This is a genomic window from Rhodococcus sp. DK176 (assembly GCF_038447315.2).
GTDB lineage: Bacteria > Actinomycetota > Actinomycetes > Mycobacteriales > Mycobacteriaceae > Rhodococcus_F > Rhodococcus_F jostii_A.
The window spans coordinates 4,093,860-4,109,859 of the sequence record NZ_CP118321.2; the positions used below are offsets into that span (position 1 = coordinate 4,093,860).

Annotated in this window: 16 protein-coding genes; 8 read left to right on the forward strand and 8 right to left on the reverse strand. The window is 65.9% G+C overall.

From position 1 onward, the window contains the following. Positions 1-123 precede the first annotated feature (123 nt). Positions 124-885 (forward strand): alpha/beta hydrolase, encoded by a 762-nt coding sequence (locus PSR88_RS19320; protein ID WP_016884638.1) that lies wholly within the window; start codon positions 124-126, stop codon positions 883-885. Between the two features lie 72 nt (positions 886-957). Here the strand turns inward: PSR88_RS19320 and PSR88_RS19325 are convergent, their stop codons facing one another. The 4 genes from PSR88_RS19325 to PSR88_RS19340 all read right to left on the reverse strand — a co-directional run bounded on the left by PSR88_RS19325 (position 958) and on the right by PSR88_RS19340 (position 5,653). Further along, positions 958-2,718, reverse strand: a complete 1,761-nt coding sequence (locus PSR88_RS19325; protein ID WP_016884637.1) for a carboxylesterase family protein — start codon at positions 2,716-2,718, stop codon at positions 958-960. A 655-nt stretch (positions 2,719-3,373) separates the two neighbouring features. Then, entirely contained in the window at positions 3,374-4,033 is a 660-nt protein-coding gene (locus PSR88_RS19330) for a hypothetical protein (protein ID WP_011596369.1), read from the reverse strand. Positions 4,034-4,274: 241 nt separating this feature from the next. After that, the gene (locus tag PSR88_RS19335; protein WP_016884634.1) at positions 4,275-5,123 is read right to left on the reverse strand and encodes a mycofactocin-coupled SDR family oxidoreductase; all 849 of its coding nucleotides are present in this window, start codon (positions 5,121-5,123) and stop codon (positions 4,275-4,277) included. Continuing rightward, the gene (locus PSR88_RS19340) at positions 5,123-5,653 is read right to left on the reverse strand and encodes a 2,4'-dihydroxyacetophenone dioxygenase family protein (protein WP_029539727.1); all 531 of its coding nucleotides are present in this window, start codon (positions 5,651-5,653) and stop codon (positions 5,123-5,125) included. Before PSR88_RS19340 ends, PSR88_RS19335 begins: the two co-directional genes overlap by 1 nt. A gap of 240 nt (positions 5,654-5,893) precedes the next feature. On the opposite strand from PSR88_RS19340, the gene PSR88_RS19345 reads away from it, so the two are divergent. Then, entirely contained in the window at positions 5,894-6,790 is an 897-nt protein-coding gene (locus PSR88_RS19345; protein WP_011596372.1) for a LysR family transcriptional regulator, read from the forward strand. A gap of 173 nt (positions 6,791-6,963) precedes the next feature. Here PSR88_RS19345 and PSR88_RS19350 read toward each other — a convergent pair whose 3' ends face one another. Together PSR88_RS19350 and PSR88_RS19355 are read right to left on the reverse strand one after the other, a co-directional pair. Further along, a complete protein-coding gene (locus PSR88_RS19350) occupies positions 6,964-7,989 on the reverse strand; it encodes a glutamate ABC transporter substrate-binding protein (protein ID WP_016884632.1) in 1,026 nt (341 codons plus the stop codon). Continuing rightward, positions 7,989-9,437, reverse strand: a complete 1,449-nt coding sequence (locus tag PSR88_RS19355; RefSeq protein ID WP_016884631.1) for a hypothetical protein — start codon at positions 9,435-9,437, stop codon at positions 7,989-7,991. Before PSR88_RS19355 ends, PSR88_RS19350 begins: the two co-directional genes overlap by 1 nt. Positions 9,438-9,520: 83 nt before the next feature. On the opposite strand from PSR88_RS19355, the gene PSR88_RS19360 reads away from it, so the two are divergent. The 6 genes from PSR88_RS19360 to PSR88_RS19385 all read left to right on the forward strand — a co-directional run bounded on the left by PSR88_RS19360 (position 9,521) and on the right by PSR88_RS19385 (position 13,438). Beyond that, on the forward strand, positions 9,521-10,309 hold the full coding sequence (locus tag PSR88_RS19360; protein WP_016884630.1) for a hypothetical protein: 789 nt from the start codon (positions 9,521-9,523) through the stop codon (positions 10,307-10,309). 72 nt (positions 10,310-10,381) lie between these two features. Further along, positions 10,382-10,783, forward strand: a complete 402-nt coding sequence (locus tag PSR88_RS19365; protein WP_016884629.1) for a lipopolysaccharide assembly LapA domain-containing protein — start codon at positions 10,382-10,384, stop codon at positions 10,781-10,783. A 153-nt stretch (positions 10,784-10,936) separates the two neighbouring features. After that, a complete protein-coding gene (locus PSR88_RS19370) occupies positions 10,937-11,218 on the forward strand; it encodes a hypothetical protein (RefSeq protein WP_037197980.1) in 282 nt (93 codons plus the stop codon). Then, positions 11,215-11,499: a hypothetical protein gene (locus tag PSR88_RS19375; protein ID WP_029539726.1), complete on the forward strand. Its 285-nt coding sequence runs from the start codon at positions 11,215-11,217 to the stop codon at positions 11,497-11,499. Before PSR88_RS19370 ends, PSR88_RS19375 begins: the two co-directional genes overlap by 4 nt. A 221-nt stretch (positions 11,500-11,720) precedes the next feature. Further along, on the forward strand, positions 11,721-12,884 hold the full coding sequence (locus PSR88_RS19380; RefSeq protein WP_016884626.1) for a Gfo/Idh/MocA family protein: 1,164 nt from the start codon (positions 11,721-11,723) through the stop codon (positions 12,882-12,884). Positions 12,885-12,970: 86 nt separating this feature from the next. Beyond that, positions 12,971-13,438 carry a DUF4440 domain-containing protein gene (locus PSR88_RS19385; RefSeq protein ID WP_016884625.1) on the forward strand — a complete coding sequence of 156 codons (468 nt, stop codon included), beginning with the start codon at positions 12,971-12,973 and terminating at the stop codon, positions 13,436-13,438. A 56-nt stretch (positions 13,439-13,494) separates the two neighbouring features. Here PSR88_RS19385 and PSR88_RS19390 read toward each other — a convergent pair whose 3' ends face one another. Beyond that, entirely contained in the window at positions 13,495-14,901 is a 1,407-nt protein-coding gene (locus tag PSR88_RS19390) for a guanine deaminase (RefSeq protein ID WP_011596379.1), read from the reverse strand. 202 nt (positions 14,902-15,103) lie between these two features. Beyond that, positions 15,104-15,883, reverse strand: a complete 780-nt coding sequence (locus PSR88_RS19395; protein ID WP_016884624.1) for a hypothetical protein — start codon at positions 15,881-15,883, stop codon at positions 15,104-15,106. Positions 15,884-16,000: the final 117 nt, after the last annotated feature.

Below are 16,000 nucleotides of genomic sequence, written 5' to 3' on the forward strand. Positions count from 1 at the left end.
AGGAGGTGAGACCCATGAACGCAGTAACCATGTGGGTGCTCCCACTCGTGTTCACGGTTCGGCGATTGACATAGGTGTCGCCGGGAGCGCCTCGACAACAAGGCAATCCCGAAAGGCAACACCATGCATTTCACCTCCGAGACATCGTCGAATGGTGTCATCGAACGTACATTCACACTGGATGAGATCACCGGCGTGCTCTGGTCGCCCACATCCGGAACCGTCCGCGCACCGCTGCTGCTGTCGGGGCACTCCGGCGGCATGCACAAGAAGGCGCCGGGGCTGGTAGCCGGTGCACTCCACTGCGTGACCACCTATGGGTACACCGTCGCCGCCATCGACGCGCCCGGACATGGCGACCGGCCGCGAAACCTTCAGGATCAGCGGTGGGCAGAGGCGATCCATCGGGCCCGGGCGGCGCGTGAACCGATCGCCCCGATCGTGATCGACTACAACATGTCGCTGGCGGAGCGTGCGGTGCCGGAATGGCAGGCGGCACTGGACGACCTTCAGGCGCTGCCCGAGATCGGCGTCGAAACGCCGATCGGCTACGGCGGCATGACGTTGGGTGTCGTGACCGGGATGATGTTGACGGCGGTCGAATCTCGGATCGCTGCCGTGAGTTTCGGTGGGGTCTTCGTGCGCGATGCTCTGATCGAGGCGGCGAGAAAGATCACCGTCCCGGTCGAGTACCGGATTCTCTGGGACGACGAGGAATTCGACCGCACCTCCGGGGTCGCGTTGTTCGACGCCTTCGCATCGAAGGAGAAGACGTTGCACGCCTACTCGGGCAGGCACTACCCGGTGCCCGAATACGAGAGCGACAGCTCGGTTCGGTTCTTCGCCCGCCACCTCGGCCGGGCCGCCGACACGGTTTCGGACTGACGTGAACGGTATCGGCGTCCGGATCCGCGCCGGACGCCGATACCGCCGTTGCCGTGCTCCAGCCGGCCTGGATCAGGACAGGTATTCGGCGCCGGTGCCCTCGGGAGCGGTGTCCTCGCAGAGGTGGGCGCTCGCATCGAATCTCATCGCTTTTCTGGCGTCGTCGTAGGTGGGCCAGCCGGGATCTCCGTGGGTTGCGAAGTCGAGCCAGGCTTGGTGCATCGCCTGGGTGAGGGCGCCGGGTGCGTCGTCGCCGATGAGCCCGCGGCATGCCTGTGTGGTGTCGAAGACGAAGGGGACGTCGAGGCCGTGTGCGGCGCCGTGCAGTGGTGATCGCCATGCGAATTCGTAGACGTAGGTGGGGCCTGGGTGGCGGCGGGCGGCGCGTCGGCTCGGTGATCGGAACATCAGGTCCGTGTAGGCGGCTGTGAGTGCGTGCGCGGGGGTGACGGCCGGGTCGTGGAGACCGTGTCGTTCGAGGAGCGCTTCGGCATCGGGGTAGGTGGCGGCCAGCTCGGCTACGGCGTCAAGCGCGTCGAAGGCGGCGAACTGGTCGGCACCGAAACCGAGATTGGCCTCCTCGAGTGTTGTGCCGATCAACAGGTCGACCCCGCGCGAATGTGTGCTCGGGACCCCGACCGGGTCGGGGAGGACGTCGTCACCCGTGGTGGGGAGGAACAGCGCACGACGGTGGCCCGGGTCGACACCGTTGCCGTCGCGCAGGTCTGGGTGGGGTTCGTTTCTGAGCAGAGCTGCCTGTGCGTGCAGCAGGTCGGAGGCAGAGAATGCTCGGAATGCTTCTGTGGTCGGGGAGGTTCCGAGCCGGGCGGCGAGTGCCTTCGTGAGTTCTTCGGTGAGCTCGAGCCGGCGGGCCATCTCGTCGTGTCCGCTCTGGACGATCGCGCGCCGGAACAGTCCGGCGGCCAGCGGGGAGTGCAGCAGGAACGCGACGGAGGTGCCGCCGGCCGATTCGCCGAAGACGGTGACGTTGTCCGGGTTCCCGCCGAACCCGGCGATGTTGTCGCGAACCCAGCGCAGTGCTGCGATCTGATCACGCAATCCGATGTTCGTGTTCGCGACCTCACCGGACAGAGCGAGGAAGCCCTCCGCCCCGAGTCGGTAATTGACGGTGACCAGGACGACGCCGTCGCGCGCGAACGAGGTGCCGTCGAAGGCGGGGGCGGCGCCCGAGCCGATCATGAACCCGCCGCCGTGGACGTAGACCATCACCGGAAGCCCACTCGTGCCGGGGTCGGGTGTCCAGACGTTGAGATTGAGGTAGTCGCCGTCTCCAGTGACCCATCCGGGCCCGATCAGCGGCGCGAGATTCGCGTGAGCGGGGTGCAATGACGGCTGCGGTGCGGTAGCGCCGTAACCGGGGGCGTTCCTGGTCCCTGCCCATCGCTCGGCAGGGCCAGGGGGTGCGAATCGGCGTTCGCCCGCTGGAGCTGCCGCGTAGGGGATTCCCAGGAATCGGGCGACCCCGTCGGTGTGGTCACCGGAGAGTCGCCCTGCCTCAGTGTTCACAGTACGGACGGTCATCGGCGACGTCCCCTTTCGGATGTGCACACCACGCTGGAGGTTTTCGGTGACCGGCGGTAGGAACGGCGTGCCGCCACCGACGACGATCGGATTGCGGAACACGCGCAGCTCGTCGACGCGGCCGAGCTCGATCGCTGCCACGGCCAGGCCGGCGCCGCCGATCGAGACATCCTCGTCGGTCGCGTCGAGATGAGGTACGCCCTCAGGCTCGACATCGGGCTCTCCTCCGTGCTGCGGTGCTTCGCCGTTGGTGACCGATCGCGAGACGAGAACGCATCGTCGCGGCTCCACGATCGTACGACCATTGCCGGTCTCCGCGAGACGAGTGCCTGTGGGCGTTCGTCCAGCCTGCGGCCCCGGGTCAGTCGACGACAGCGCCCCCGGTGAGGTTGATCTCGGTCGCGGTCATCGTCGGGGCCCAGTCGGACGCGGCGAAGACGGCCGCGTTCGCGACCTCGGCGTAACTCGGGCGCCGTGGCAGCAGACGTCGATGCCTCCGCTCTGGTCCCCCACCGCCGCGGCATGTCGTTCAACCGCGTCCCGGTCCACCGCATCGAGTACAGCGACGTGCGCAATCCCGCCCTCGTCCCTGATGCGGTGGGCGACATCCTCGAGCGTGGCTCGCGTGCGTCAGGTGAGGTGCACCTCGGCGTCTTCCCGCGCGTACGCCCGCGCGACCGCGGAGCCGACGGCGCCACTGCCCCCGTGGACGATCGTGGTGCGGTTCTGCAGCAGCATTATTCATCCGCCCTTCGCCTCTCGTGATCAGGGTAAGACCGCGTGATGTAAGACCACGCGAGATTCCGGACTTCCTCGGTACGAGCTCGAGTGGCGTCGAGCTGCAGCCAGGGCGTCATGCCACGGATCGAGGTCCAGGCACCGCACGTAGCACCCGCTGACAAGTCCCGCCGCTTGCTCCGGCGCCTACCTCAGACAGGCTCAGCGATCATTCCGGCACACCATACTTCTCGATGAGCGGGGCAAGTAGCTCCGCGGCGCGTGGGGCCGTGATGACATTCTCGTCGCGTACTTTCGTGACTGCCTTTGAGTGGACGTCCTCGTAGACATTTTCGCCGATCATCTTCCCCTTCTCGTTGTAGGGCCACACGAAGGCGAGGGTGCGGCGGACGAGGTAGTAGGAGTCGGCGTCGTATTGCGACTCTGGTGCAATGTCCTTGTCGGAAAATTGAAAAACGTTGTCGCCCAGCGATGATCCCGGAACGAACTGATTGAATTCAGCTTCGCCGGCGAAGCCCCAATCGTTTACCGCCATCTTCTGCTTTCCGGTCCACATTACGAGCATGTCCATGTCGGCCAGGGACTTGTAGAAGTTGCGAACCGCGTCCATGCCGTCGAGGATCACACCTTGCCCACCTTCGAAGATCCGGTAGTGCGGTTCGGCGACCGTCATGGTCGGGGCGAGAAGTTCTTCGTAGCGTCCGGAAACTTCGAGAAGTGCGTGCCGGCGATAGTTGATCAGGATTTTACGGTGCAGGGGGTTGGTGAGGGAGTCGATCAGTGCATCGACATCGTCCATCATGTGGACGAATTCCTTTTCGTACGGGGTATGCGCTGCGGCGGTGCGTGTTTCATGTGCAGTGCTCATTGTGGTTCTCCTCAGAGTTGGTTGCCGAGATCGGGGAGTTGGCGATTGCATATCCCGCCGGAGACGACGAGGACGGCGGCCGATGATGTAGCCGGCGTTACGGCTTGCGAGGAATACTTCGGGCCGGCTCGGAAGGCTCGGCCTCTGGCTGGGAGAGCGCGCTCACCGACCCGTCCGCCTCCCCGTGGCGGTGAAAGCGTCCTCACTGAAGTACAGGACGCAGTGCGACAACAGTGCCCGCCTACTGGTGGGGCATCTTGAATGGTGCGGTCGCGCCGGCGTCGATCGGTAGGGCGACACCGGTGACGTAGCGGGCTTCCTCGGAGGCGAGCCATAGCGCCGCGTTGCTGACATCGACGTCCTCGATCCACGGCACGGGCAACGCATTCAGGTTCTTCATCAGCTCCGCCGCTACCTCGCGGTTCGGACTCTCCACTCCCGGGAGGAACAGCTCACGTGTCTCGGCGTTGTCGACCATGGGGGTGTCCACGGTCGTGGGGTGAATCGAATTGACGCGGATGCGGTGGGGGGCAAGTTCGGCCGCCAGAGCGCGCATGAGCCCGACCACCCCGTGTTTGGCCGCGGTGTAGTGGGCCAAATTGAGGAAGGCGACGAGACCGGCAACCGAACTCGTCAAGATCACCGAACCGCCCTCGCCTCGCTCCACCATCACCGGGGCCACCGCGCGCACGGTCTTCCAGACGCCGGTCAGGTCGATGTCGATGACGTCCTGCCATTGCTGCTCGCTGATCTCCAGAGCGGGACCGAAACTTCCGACACCGGCATTGGCGACGAGCACGTCGATCTTGCCGAACTCGTCGATCGCCAGTCGGTGCGCATGCTCGAGTGAGGCGAGGTCGCGAACATCCGCCTGAACACTCAGGACAGACACTCCGCGGTCTTTCACGAGACGCACGGTCTCATCCAGATCATCGGTGGTCGCCAAGGCGTAGGGAACGGAATCGATGTCCGCGCAATGATCGACGACCACGATGTCGGCGCCTTCCTCGGCGAAACGCACCGCATGCGCCCGTCCCTGCCCGCGGGCACCGCCGGTGATGAACGCGACCTTTCCCGCGAGGCGGCCCATCAGCTGTCGGCTCTGTCATGCATGTTCACCGACGGATCGGTGGCGTAGTCGACAATCTGTGCGTGTGCGATCGCGTCGTTGTCGCGGGCCATGTAGTAATGCAGGCGGGCATCGGCCACCACGCCGAGGTTCCCGTCGGGCAGGTATCCGGCGATCGGTCCCTCGACGAACGCCAGCATCGTCGTACCGTTCGGCGCGATCGGCTCGTGAACCGCACCTGCAACTTCACAGGTGTAGGTGCCGGCGACACCGGGATCGTCTTCGTGGTAATGGAATCCGCCGTCGAGGATGTATGCCTGCACATTGCCCATGTGCCAGTGCGGAGTCGCTTGCACACCTGGATCCACCTGCAGAATGACCGTGAAACTCCCGGTCGCCAGATTCGCGTAGAGCAGCCGGAAGCGAGTCCCCGGCATGAGCCAATCCGTCCACGGGATCTTGTTCGGGTCGATGAACTCCTTGCGCGAACCCTTGGGGGTCCTACCGGGATCGGTCATCCAGAACAATGGACCGGCAGCTGTAGTACGCATTGCTTGTACCTTCAATCTTTGAAGAGGTGATTCTGACTCGCCTCGCCATGACACGCCTGACGAGTCCCATCTGGCCGGCGGCTGTACCGGCGATAGTGATGGCCCAACCAATGTGACCCAGCGCGTCATGTGACGTCCATTACATTCCCGGCGGCGGGTGTTAACCTTTTACTTAACGTCGCAGCAGAGCGGTGCTGTTCAGCTCGCGCGAAGACGCAATTGACTGTCCGAGGAGATCGTGTGAGCGCGGTGGATCTCAACCTGCGGCAGGTGTCCTATCTCATCAGCGTCATCGACGAAGGACACTTCGGTCGCGCAGCCGACAAGCTCTTCATCAGCCCCCCGGCATTGACACAGCAGATCCGCAGTCTCGAACGCAAACTCGGTGTCGAACTTGTCGATCGCTCCGCCCATCCACTCAAACCGACTCTCGCGGGAGAACGATTCCTGCTCGAGGCACGCGCGGCCGTCGCGGCGGCCGAACGAGCACTCGACGCAGTCCGGCAGGAGGAGACTCACCTCCGCATCGGATTCATGACCGCCGCGATCGGTATACACACCCAGGCGTTGTTCGAGCATCTCCGCCGACAGCACCGCCAGTGGTCGATCGATCTCGTCGAGCTCGCCTGGTCCGAGCAGGCATCAGCGGTGCGGCGTGGTGCCGTCGACGCCGCGGTCGTGCGCCCGCCCATGGCAGACGACCGCGGACTGCGCTTCGACGAGCTCTACAGGGAAAGCCGGGTTGTCGCACTCCCGGCGACGCACCGCCTCGCACACCGCCAGTCAGTGTCCGTCAGCGAACTCGACGACGATCCACACGTCACCGACCTGGACGCAGACCAAGAATGGGTTCGGTGGTGGGCATGCGATCCGCGTCCGAGCGGGAAACAAGTGGCCTATGGCCCCTCCGTACGCACAATCGGCGAACTGCTGGAAGTTGTCGCGTCCGGAGAAGCCATAGCAATCACAAGCGCTCTCGTGCCGAACACTCACCGCCATCCGCAGGTCACCTTCGTCCCCGTGCACGACGTGCCACCATCGCCCGTATGCCTGTGCACCAGAGAAGAAGACACCTCCATCAAGACCGAAACAGTCAGGCAGGCAGTGCGGTACGCATTGACAGTCTCCGGGTCATAGCCCCAGCGCATGCCCCGTCGATCGAGCGCCGCATCGCTGAACGTGTTCACAGCGTCTCGGCCGAAACTGTGTCCTCGACTCGCCGGACGGAAGCGGCAGTACTGCCATCGGTTGTCGGCATGCTCAGTGTCGCAACAACTTTCGAACACCGTCCGATGTCTTCTCGCTGCCCCTCAATCTCGATAGGTCGCCGGGGGTGGGCCTGCGATCGGCCCGAGGGGGGCGGCGAGCCACCGGTCGTACAGGCGCATCCAGGTTCCGTCGGCGCGTATGCGTTCGAGGGTGCCGTTGACGAACCGCACCAGGTCGTCCCTGCCCTTGTTGACACCGATTCCCCAGTGCTCCGCCTCCAGCTGTGGCCCCACGATCCGAAAATTCCGGTCCTGGGAGGCGAGCCCGGCGAGGAGCGAGTCGGAGGTGCTGACCGCGTCGGCCTGCTTTTTCTGCATGGTGACGAGGCAGTCGTCCCAGTCGGGGACCGCGAGGATCGTGGCGTCCGGCGCGACCCGTTGGACGGTGGCGAGCGACGTGGTGTCGACGAAGGTGCAGACCCGTTTTCCTGCCAGGTCCGCCGGGCCGGTGATGTCGGAACCCTGCGGGACCAGAATGCGTTGAAAGGCGCGGAAGTACTCGGTGGAGAAGCCGACGCGTCGTGCGCGTTCACACGTGATCGAGGTGGCATGGACGACGACGTCGACCTCGTTGTTCTCGAGTGCGGAGAACCGGCCGGCGGAGGTGAGCAGCCGGAACTCGACCCTGGTCGGATCGCCGAAGATGTCCCGGGCGACCTCCTTCGCCAGGTCGACGTCGAACCCCTGCAGGGTGCCCGTGGTCGGGTCTCGGAAGCTGAACAGGTTGGTGTTCTGGTCGACGCCCACGATCAACCGGCCGCGTGCGGCGATCGCGGCGAGGGACCCACCGGGCGGCATCTGCCCGGGCGGGGGCTGCGGGCCGGGACGCAGGCTCGCGAGCGCCCCGCACGACTCGGGGAGCGGCGGTTCCGGCGGCGGACTGTTCGTGGGCGGGATGATCTGGGCGCCGTCCGTCATCGGTCGTGCGGTGTACGTGGCCGCGATGGTCGGGGTGAGAGGGTCGGGTGCGGCGCAGCCGGCGAGGACGGCGACCGCGACGGCGAGTAGGCCGGCGAGGCGCCGGGCACACGGTCTCGCCGCCGGTCTCGATAGCCTCACCTGTGTCATCAGTGGTACTCGTTCAGTCGCGGCCAGATACCCCCGCCGACGGCGAATCCGCAGGACACGCCGATAATCATGCTACCGACTGCCAGCGACGACATCGATCGGTAGACGTCCGTCACGGCGTTGGCCTCGTCGTCGCGCAGTCGGTCGATCGCGTTCCGGAGGGACTCGTCCAGGGCGGCGAACTGCGCCGACGACGTGCCCGAGCCGGATCCGGCGGCGATCGCCGCGGCCGTCGGGTAGTCACCGCGCTCGAGGGCGATCTCGATATCCCGGTGCGCGGCCAGCCAGCCGTCGCGGGCCGTCACGGCCTCGCGGAGTTGTTGCTCGGCGGCGCGACCGTGCGAGCTCTCCAGCTGTCGGGTGAGCTCGTCGGACAGCGCCTGGGAGTGCCGCGCGTAGTCGATTTCCGACTGGGTGTCGGACCCGCGTTGCAGGATGGCGAGCGTTTCGTCGGCGCGGGCCTGCTGCGCCAGGATGCGAGCGCGCGCAACTGCGTTGATGGGTTGCGTACCTTCGGTTCTCGCGTGTTCGCTTGCCGACGTCGACACCAGGCTCCCGGCGATCAGCCACAGCAGGAGTCCGGCCAGGAGCAGGGTGGCGACAGCGAGGCCGGGGTTGAATCGGCGCTTGCTCTTCCGGATGAGGTACAGCTGGGCGAGGGCGAGGGCGAAAAGTGCGGCCGCGGTCACCGTGAAGGCGGCCGCGGGCAGCTGGGCCGTGTGCGTCTGGGTGTCGGCGACCGCCTCGGCCTGGCGGACGTAGAGTCGCTCCGCCAACGGGAGGATGGTGTCCTGCATGAGCGCGGACCCATCGGCCAGATACGCCACCCCGACCGGGTTCCCGGCCCGGTCGTTGGCCTGAGCCGTGGCGACGAGATTGAAGTACTCGGCGAGGTTGCGCACGACGTCCGACAACAGCGCCAGCGATCCGGCGTCCTGCGACGACACCCCATTGGTCGCCGTGACCAGCGCGTTCGAGGCGTCTCCGATCGCCTGGGTGAACTGCTCCGCGCCGGTCGTCGACTCGGCACCACCGCCACCGGAGACGAAGGACGTGGTCGCGGCGGCGTCGGCGATCGACAGCGAGCTGTAGAGGGCCTGGGCTGCGTTTGCCAGGGGCTCGGTGTGGGTGCGCAGTGTCTCGACCCGCTGTTGCCGCGCGCCGACCGCCGCCGAGGTGATCGCGCCCGCGGCGATGACCGCGGCGATGAGCGCGATCCCCAGCACGGTCAGCCGTCCGGGCGTGGATGCGAAGAATTCGACCCACGGGCGGCGGCGGGCCACGGGCTCGACGAGGAGGTCCTCGTCGAGCGTGGGGGCTTCGGTGACGGCGTGCTCGCCGCGGTGGAACATCCGGTCCTCCTGCACCGCCTCCGCGGTTCCGGTAAGAGCACCGATCCGGGCCGCGTGGCTGAGTTCAGTGTGCACCGACGGTGCCGACCGGCGCACCGACTCGGGAGACAGACACCGCAGGAACCGGATATCCGGTGATCGGGGCGGCTGAGCCGGGTGGAACCGGGTACTCGCACGGTATGAAGAGGTGGGTGTGCCGCGCCGCGCTGTCGCTGTTGGTCGCGGGCCTCGTCGCGTCCGCGTCCGGAGTGACGGCCCACTCGGCCCCGACGCCCGACAGGATCGACGACGTGCCGGGGCGGACGGCGCTGTCGTTCATGCACACCCCGAGCGGAACCCGCGTCGGGACGGCGAATCAGGGGGAGGCCCGGCCGGGTTTGTCGATCGTGAAGCTGTATGTAGCCGACTACATGCTCCGGCACGGCGACGGCTCTCCCGAGGACCTCGCGCTCGGACAGCGGATGATCCGCGACAGCGACGACTCCGCCGCCTCGCAGGCGTACGCCAAGTACCCGCAGTCGATCGATGCGATCGCCGCCGAGTATCGGCTGACCAGTACGCGCGGCTCCGGATTCTGGGGCGATGCGGTTACCAGCACCGCGGACACCGTGACGTTCCTCGAGGCGAAGAAGACCACCGATCCGGCCAGCCGCATTCTGGAGTGGATGGCCACCGCGGCCCCCGTCGCGGCCGACGGAACCCATCAGAACTGGGGTACCGGGCGGCTGCCGTCGGTGACCGGAACCAAGTGGGGGTGGTCGGACCTCGGGCCCAGTGTTGTCGCGTCCGCGTCGTTCGGGCCCGATTTCTCGGTAGCGGCCAACACGTACGGCACTGCCGACCAGCACACCGGTGACGTTCTCGGTGCCTTCGCGGAGGATCCGGCGTCACCACCACCGCCGGTGGCGCAGGATCCCATCCAGGAGTTGATCGACCGGTTCGTGCCCCTGTTGATCACGCCACGATGATCGACATCCCGACGTGCCGGAGGAACAGCCCTGACCCGGTTGGTGGGGTGACGGCCTGGGTAATCGGGTCCCATGTTGCCCCCAACGGACGAAACACCGAACGCCGGACCGCACCTGCCGGCAGGACAGACGCCGGGCGGTGGGGTGCCTACTTCCGACCCGCACGCCCATGACGCGGGTTCCGGGATACCGTCGGATGTGGCGAGGGGTAAGGGGATCAAGCACACCCGTACCGGGGCGACGTGGACTGGTCTGGTCATCGGCATTCTCGTTCTGATCCTGCTTCTCGTGTTCATCCTGCAGAACCTCGACAGCGTCGTCCTGGAACTGTTCGTCTGGGAGTTCACGGTCCCGCTCGGTGTCACTCTGCTGTTCGCCGCCATCGCAGGTGCGGTGGTCATGGCGCTCGTCGGTGGTGTCCGGATCCTTCAGATCCGGCGGGCAGCGAACCGGCAACGGAAACTGAACCCCTGACCGTTGCTCGTTTCCGTGTTCGCTCGACCGATGCGTTGACCGGTCAGGCCCTCGGCCAACAGATTCGAGTAGTCCACTACTCGGTTCAACTGGCGAGGGTCCTCGTACGGTCGGTCCTGTATCGCATTCGTGATTCGACGAAAGGACACCGAAATGGCTTGGTCGACAACCCCTCAGAGGCTTTTTCTCGCCGCTGGACAGGCGAATCAATTCTCCTTCTCGTTTGGAGACATCTGGAAGGGCCCGCAGTTGGCGACTGCGAGACTCGACGCCAGCCAGGGCGGTGGTGGCACGAAGATCCTGATGACGCAGTGGCAGGGCACCGCCAACGCGCCGGTATTCGGCGGCCCCAGCAAGCAGTACTACGTGCTCGGCATTCACAACAGTTCCACTTCGGGCGTGTGGTTCCATCTGGAAGGAGGCGTGCTCGCATGACGACACAGGAAACACCACGGCTTTCTCGGATGCAGGTCCTGACGGACGAACAGGGCGGCATTCTCGCGGCCGTCCTGCGGACTGCGGACGTGGCATCGGGCGTGGCATCGGGTGAGGACGTTCCGCCTCAGGTTTCGCTGGTTCCTTCGGAAGGTCAAGCGTTGCATGAACTCTCTGTACCCGGTGGAGCATCGGGGGACGAGATGTTCGAGTCGCTGGATCAGTGGGTGGTTCGGGTCGACGCCGGCGTACCGGCATTGGCGCGACGCGCGGGCGCGTAGTCGCTGATGGAGGCGCGCCGGGTTGACACCTGTTGCGCGGAAGGGGAACGCCGCTGGTCCGGCGATCAGCGGTCCCCTCCGCGCGATGGCGGCGTGAGGCCCGGAAAAGCCATCAAAATCACCTCGAGAGCCACTTTGTCAGCACAAACGATTGACTTCGCTCGTGGCGCGCAGCACTGTCGTAGAGACACGCCCCGCACCGATCAGTCCCGGAGTCGACCTTGACCAACGTCAATCCCACCGAAATCGCAGTAGCCGTCGCCGGATTCGGCTGGATGGGCCGAGTGCACACGAACGCGTATCTGCGTCAGCGCCACCACTTCCCGGAAGCGCCGTCCATCCGCCTGGGGGCCGTCGCCGACGAGGTACCCGGCCGCGCCGAGGAAGCTGCCGCCCAGTTCGGGTTCGGCGCAGCCCTGACCGACTGGCGCGACATCGCCGCCGACGAGAACATCGACGCGGTCAGCATCACCGCACCCAACTTCCTGCACCGCGAGATCGGCGTCGCGATGGCGGAGGCGGGCAAGCACATCTGGATCGAGAAGCCGGTCGGGCTGTCGTCCGAGGACGCGAAGGCAGTCGCCGCCGCTGTCGAGAAGGCAGGCGTCCAGTCGACCGTCGGATTCAACTACCGAAACGCACCGGCCGTTGCGATGGCGCACGACCTCATCGCGGCGGGCGAATTGGGCACCATCACGCACTCGCGGTTCCGCTTCCTCAGCGACTACGCCGCGCATCCGGACGGCGCGCTGAGCTGGCGCTACGAGAACGCGCGTGGTGGGTCGGGCGTTCTGGGCGACCTTGCTTCGCACGGTGTCGATCTGGTCCGGTACCTGCTCGGCGACATCGACGCAGTCGTGGCCGACACCGCGATCTTCATCCCGCAGCGCGCCATCCCGTCGGGTGCCACCAGCGGGCACGCGCGCGCGACGGGTGGCAAGTTGGGGCCGGTGGAGAACGACGACTTCGTCAGCGCCCTGGTTCGCCTGTCGTCCGGCGGACGGGTAACGCTGGACGCGAGTCGCGTGGCCGTCGGCGAGCAGAACAACTACGGGTTCGAAATCCACGGCACGAAGGGTGCGGTGTATTGGGACTTCCGCCGGATGAACGAACTCGGAACGAGCCTCGGGAGCGAGTACCAGGACCAGTCGATCACCACGGTGTGGGTGGGCCCCGACGCCGGAGCGTATGCCCGCTTCCAGCCGGGTTCCGCGTCCTCGATGAGCTACGACGACCTCAAGGTCATCGAGGGGAACAACTTCATCGCCTCGATCGTCGACGGAAAGCCCCGGGGCGCAACGATCGCCGACGCTGTGGCCGCGGCCAAAACTCTCGACGCCATCACGGCCTCGGTCGCATCTCGTGCGTGGGTCGACGTGCGCTGATCCGATCCGCAGAGTCAGGTCCCGGAGTTACGCTTTATCGGTTGGCGGGTCAATTCCCGTAGGCGCCTTTCTCCGCGGAGGTTGGTATGAATACCAAACCGTTCGGCTTGGGCTTTGCGATTCTCGCGTTGGCAATTTCGGCGGCCGCCTGTTCCTCGGGCAGTTCCTCTGACTCCGAAGACAATTGCGTGCGCGCGACAGACAGTGAACTGGATGCGCTCTTCACGAGTTGGAATGACGCACTGGAAAGCGGTGACGCGAGCAGGGTCGCCGCGTTGTACCGGCCGGATGCGGTGCTGCTGCCGACCCTGTCGGTGCCTATCGCCGACACTCCCGAGGAGATAACGGAGTATTTCGTCAACCTGATCAAGGCCGATCCCACTGCCCGCATGGAAGAAAGTTTCAAGTATTCGGATTGCAACCTCGCCTACAACGTGGGCCGCTGGGTCATCAACGCCAACGGCCAGGATGTGGCGGCCAGGGTGACATGGGTCTATCGGTACGAAGACGGAAAGTGGCTGATCGCCAACCACCATTCGTCGGTGAACCCCTAGAGCGGTGACCGCCGGTCGACCGTGATGTCGTCCGGCGGTCACGAGGAACCACCCGTCTAGGACGCCTTGGCTCGTCGGCCTGCGACGTAGACCTCGGAGATGGACGTGTCGCGTATCCCCATCAGCAGCGCGAACAGGGTCTGATCGCGGGCCAGGTCGGGATCGGCGGCGCGAACGGCGTTGCGCAGCAGCCCGTCGAGCGCCGGCGTGCCGGACGGGTCGACAACAACGAAGTCGGCTTCCTTCCCGACGTCGAAGTTGCCGAACCGGTTCTCCATGTCCAAAGCCCGGGCACCGCCGAGGGTACCGACGAACAGCATCTCGGCCGGATGCATCGACACCCCGTCGTCACCGGCCTCGCTGATGTGCACCTTGAACGCGTCGCCGAGCACCCGGGGAATCAGCCATTCGTCGCCGCCGCCGAAATCGGTTCCCACCGAGATGTTGACGCCCGACGCGACGGTGCGCTTCCACGGCATCGTTCCGGATCCCAGGAACAGCTGCGAGATCGGGCAGTGTGAGACGGACGTACCGGTCTCGGCCATCCGCTCGAGCTCGACATCCTGACAGTGCACGCAGTGGGCGAGGATGGTGCGTCGGCCCAGCAGGCTCTTCCCGCCCACTTCCGAACCGGGTAGGAACTTCCCGTCGTAGGTGTCCAGGTATGAATTCACCTGATAGGTCTCTTTGGTCGAGTCGACCTCGCCGGTGCCGGGGCGATTGTTCTCGTTGAGGTGTGAGTGCACGTACACACCGCGGTCCCGGACCTCTTCGTAGAGGTCCCCGAGATTTTTCAGGGTCTCGGGGGTCACCGACAGCGAGAACCGCGGGATGATCGCCACGTGCAGCAACGCGGTGTCGACATCGCCGGTGTCGGCGCCGTGCCATTTCTCGATCTCCTCGCGGGTGAGCCGGATCGCGTCCTCTTCGGAGGTCATCAGCGGCTGAGCGGTTTCGCCGCCGACGGTCTGAATTCCGCGGCCGCTGACGATGCGCAGACCTGCCTTCTGCGTCTCGGTGAACAACGCGTCCTGCGCATGTGGGAACGCCGACCCGAACACCATGGCGGCCGTGGTGCCCGCCGAGATCCGCCGGTTGGTGAACTCGACGGCCGCCTGTTGCGCGAACTCCGGGTCGGCGAACTTCGTCTCCGACGGGAACATGCACAGGGTCAGCCATTCCAGCAGCTGGCCGCCGCCGTAGGAGTCGCCGGCGTAGGTCTGCGGGAAGTGGATGTGGGTGTCGACGAACCCCGGCAGCAGAAAGCCGGGCCTGTGGTCGTGCACGGTGCCGGACTCGTAATCCGACGGGATCTCGGCTCTGTCACCGCAGAACACGATTCGCCCGCCATCGTCCAGCACCAGGGCGCCGTCGGGAATCGATACCAGGGCGGCCGCGGCTTCGGTCACTTTCGGTGTGCCGGCGATGTGGAAGATGTGTCCGAGATGGGTATGCGTGGCCATGCGATGAACTCCCGTCGAGTGGTAACGGATCATGCCTTCTGCAATGAACTTCGGCGGCTGGACGAAAGCCCAGCCGAGTAGCACCTGTGCGGCCGTGCCGCACCCACGATGAGATAACAGCCCGTATTAACAATGCCACCGATCAGACCCGGGTCGCGGCCGAACAGGCCAAGCGCCCGCGGCAATCACCACCGGCTCGGTGCTACTGCGGGGGTGTGCGGTCGTCGACGAATCGACGGATGACCTTGTCCCAGCCCAAGGACTCGAGGAGTTCCGCGGCGGCGGCCCGCGACGTGAGCGGGCGAAGCACGTCGATGTCGAGGTCGCCGCTGGTGCCCAGGACGTCGTCGAGGCGCAGGCAATCGACGTATCCGTAGTCCGTCCAGGGTTCGACGTGGCTGTCCCAATCCGCGGTGTCGGCGTACGGCCCACCGAGACGCAGCTTTCCGCTGCGGTGGATCATCACGTACCGAGGCACCACCTGCATCGTCTCGTTGGCAGTCGCCAGAGTCACCTCGGGGTCGGCGGCGGGGTCTGCGCCCGCGAGCCGGCGGTCGTAGGACGCCGTCTTGACCGATGCGACCTCGACCAGTGCCCGCACGTAGACCCACCGCGCCCGCTCGATCGAGCCCGCCCACGCCGATTCCTCGTCCGCGCAGGAGAAGACGTTCTCGGCCGGGGTCCGTATCAGCAGTCGCGTCCCCACCCGTTCGTGATCGACAACCAGGTCTCCGTCGACGACGAGTTCGCCGTCGTGCTCGCGGACCCCGGTGATCGTCGCGACCGCGAGCACCTCGTCGTCCGGGGCGGTGACGAACAGTTCACGCTCGGAGCGGACGCTGTCGGCATCACCGGGGAACGGGCCACGACCTCTGGCGAACGCTTCGTGCTGGGTCAAGTCGGCCCGAAACCCGGTCTCGGTCATCCCCAACGGATGATCGCGCACCTCTCGCACGTTGCCGAGCCGAACCCTCGACGCCACAGGTCGATCCTCCCCGGTTTCATCTCCGGCGCACTGCCGGGTGATCCTATGATCATAGCTGTTGACCTGCGGTGATGCCTCATCAGCGTAACCACGGCTTCCCCAGTAGGGTCGCAC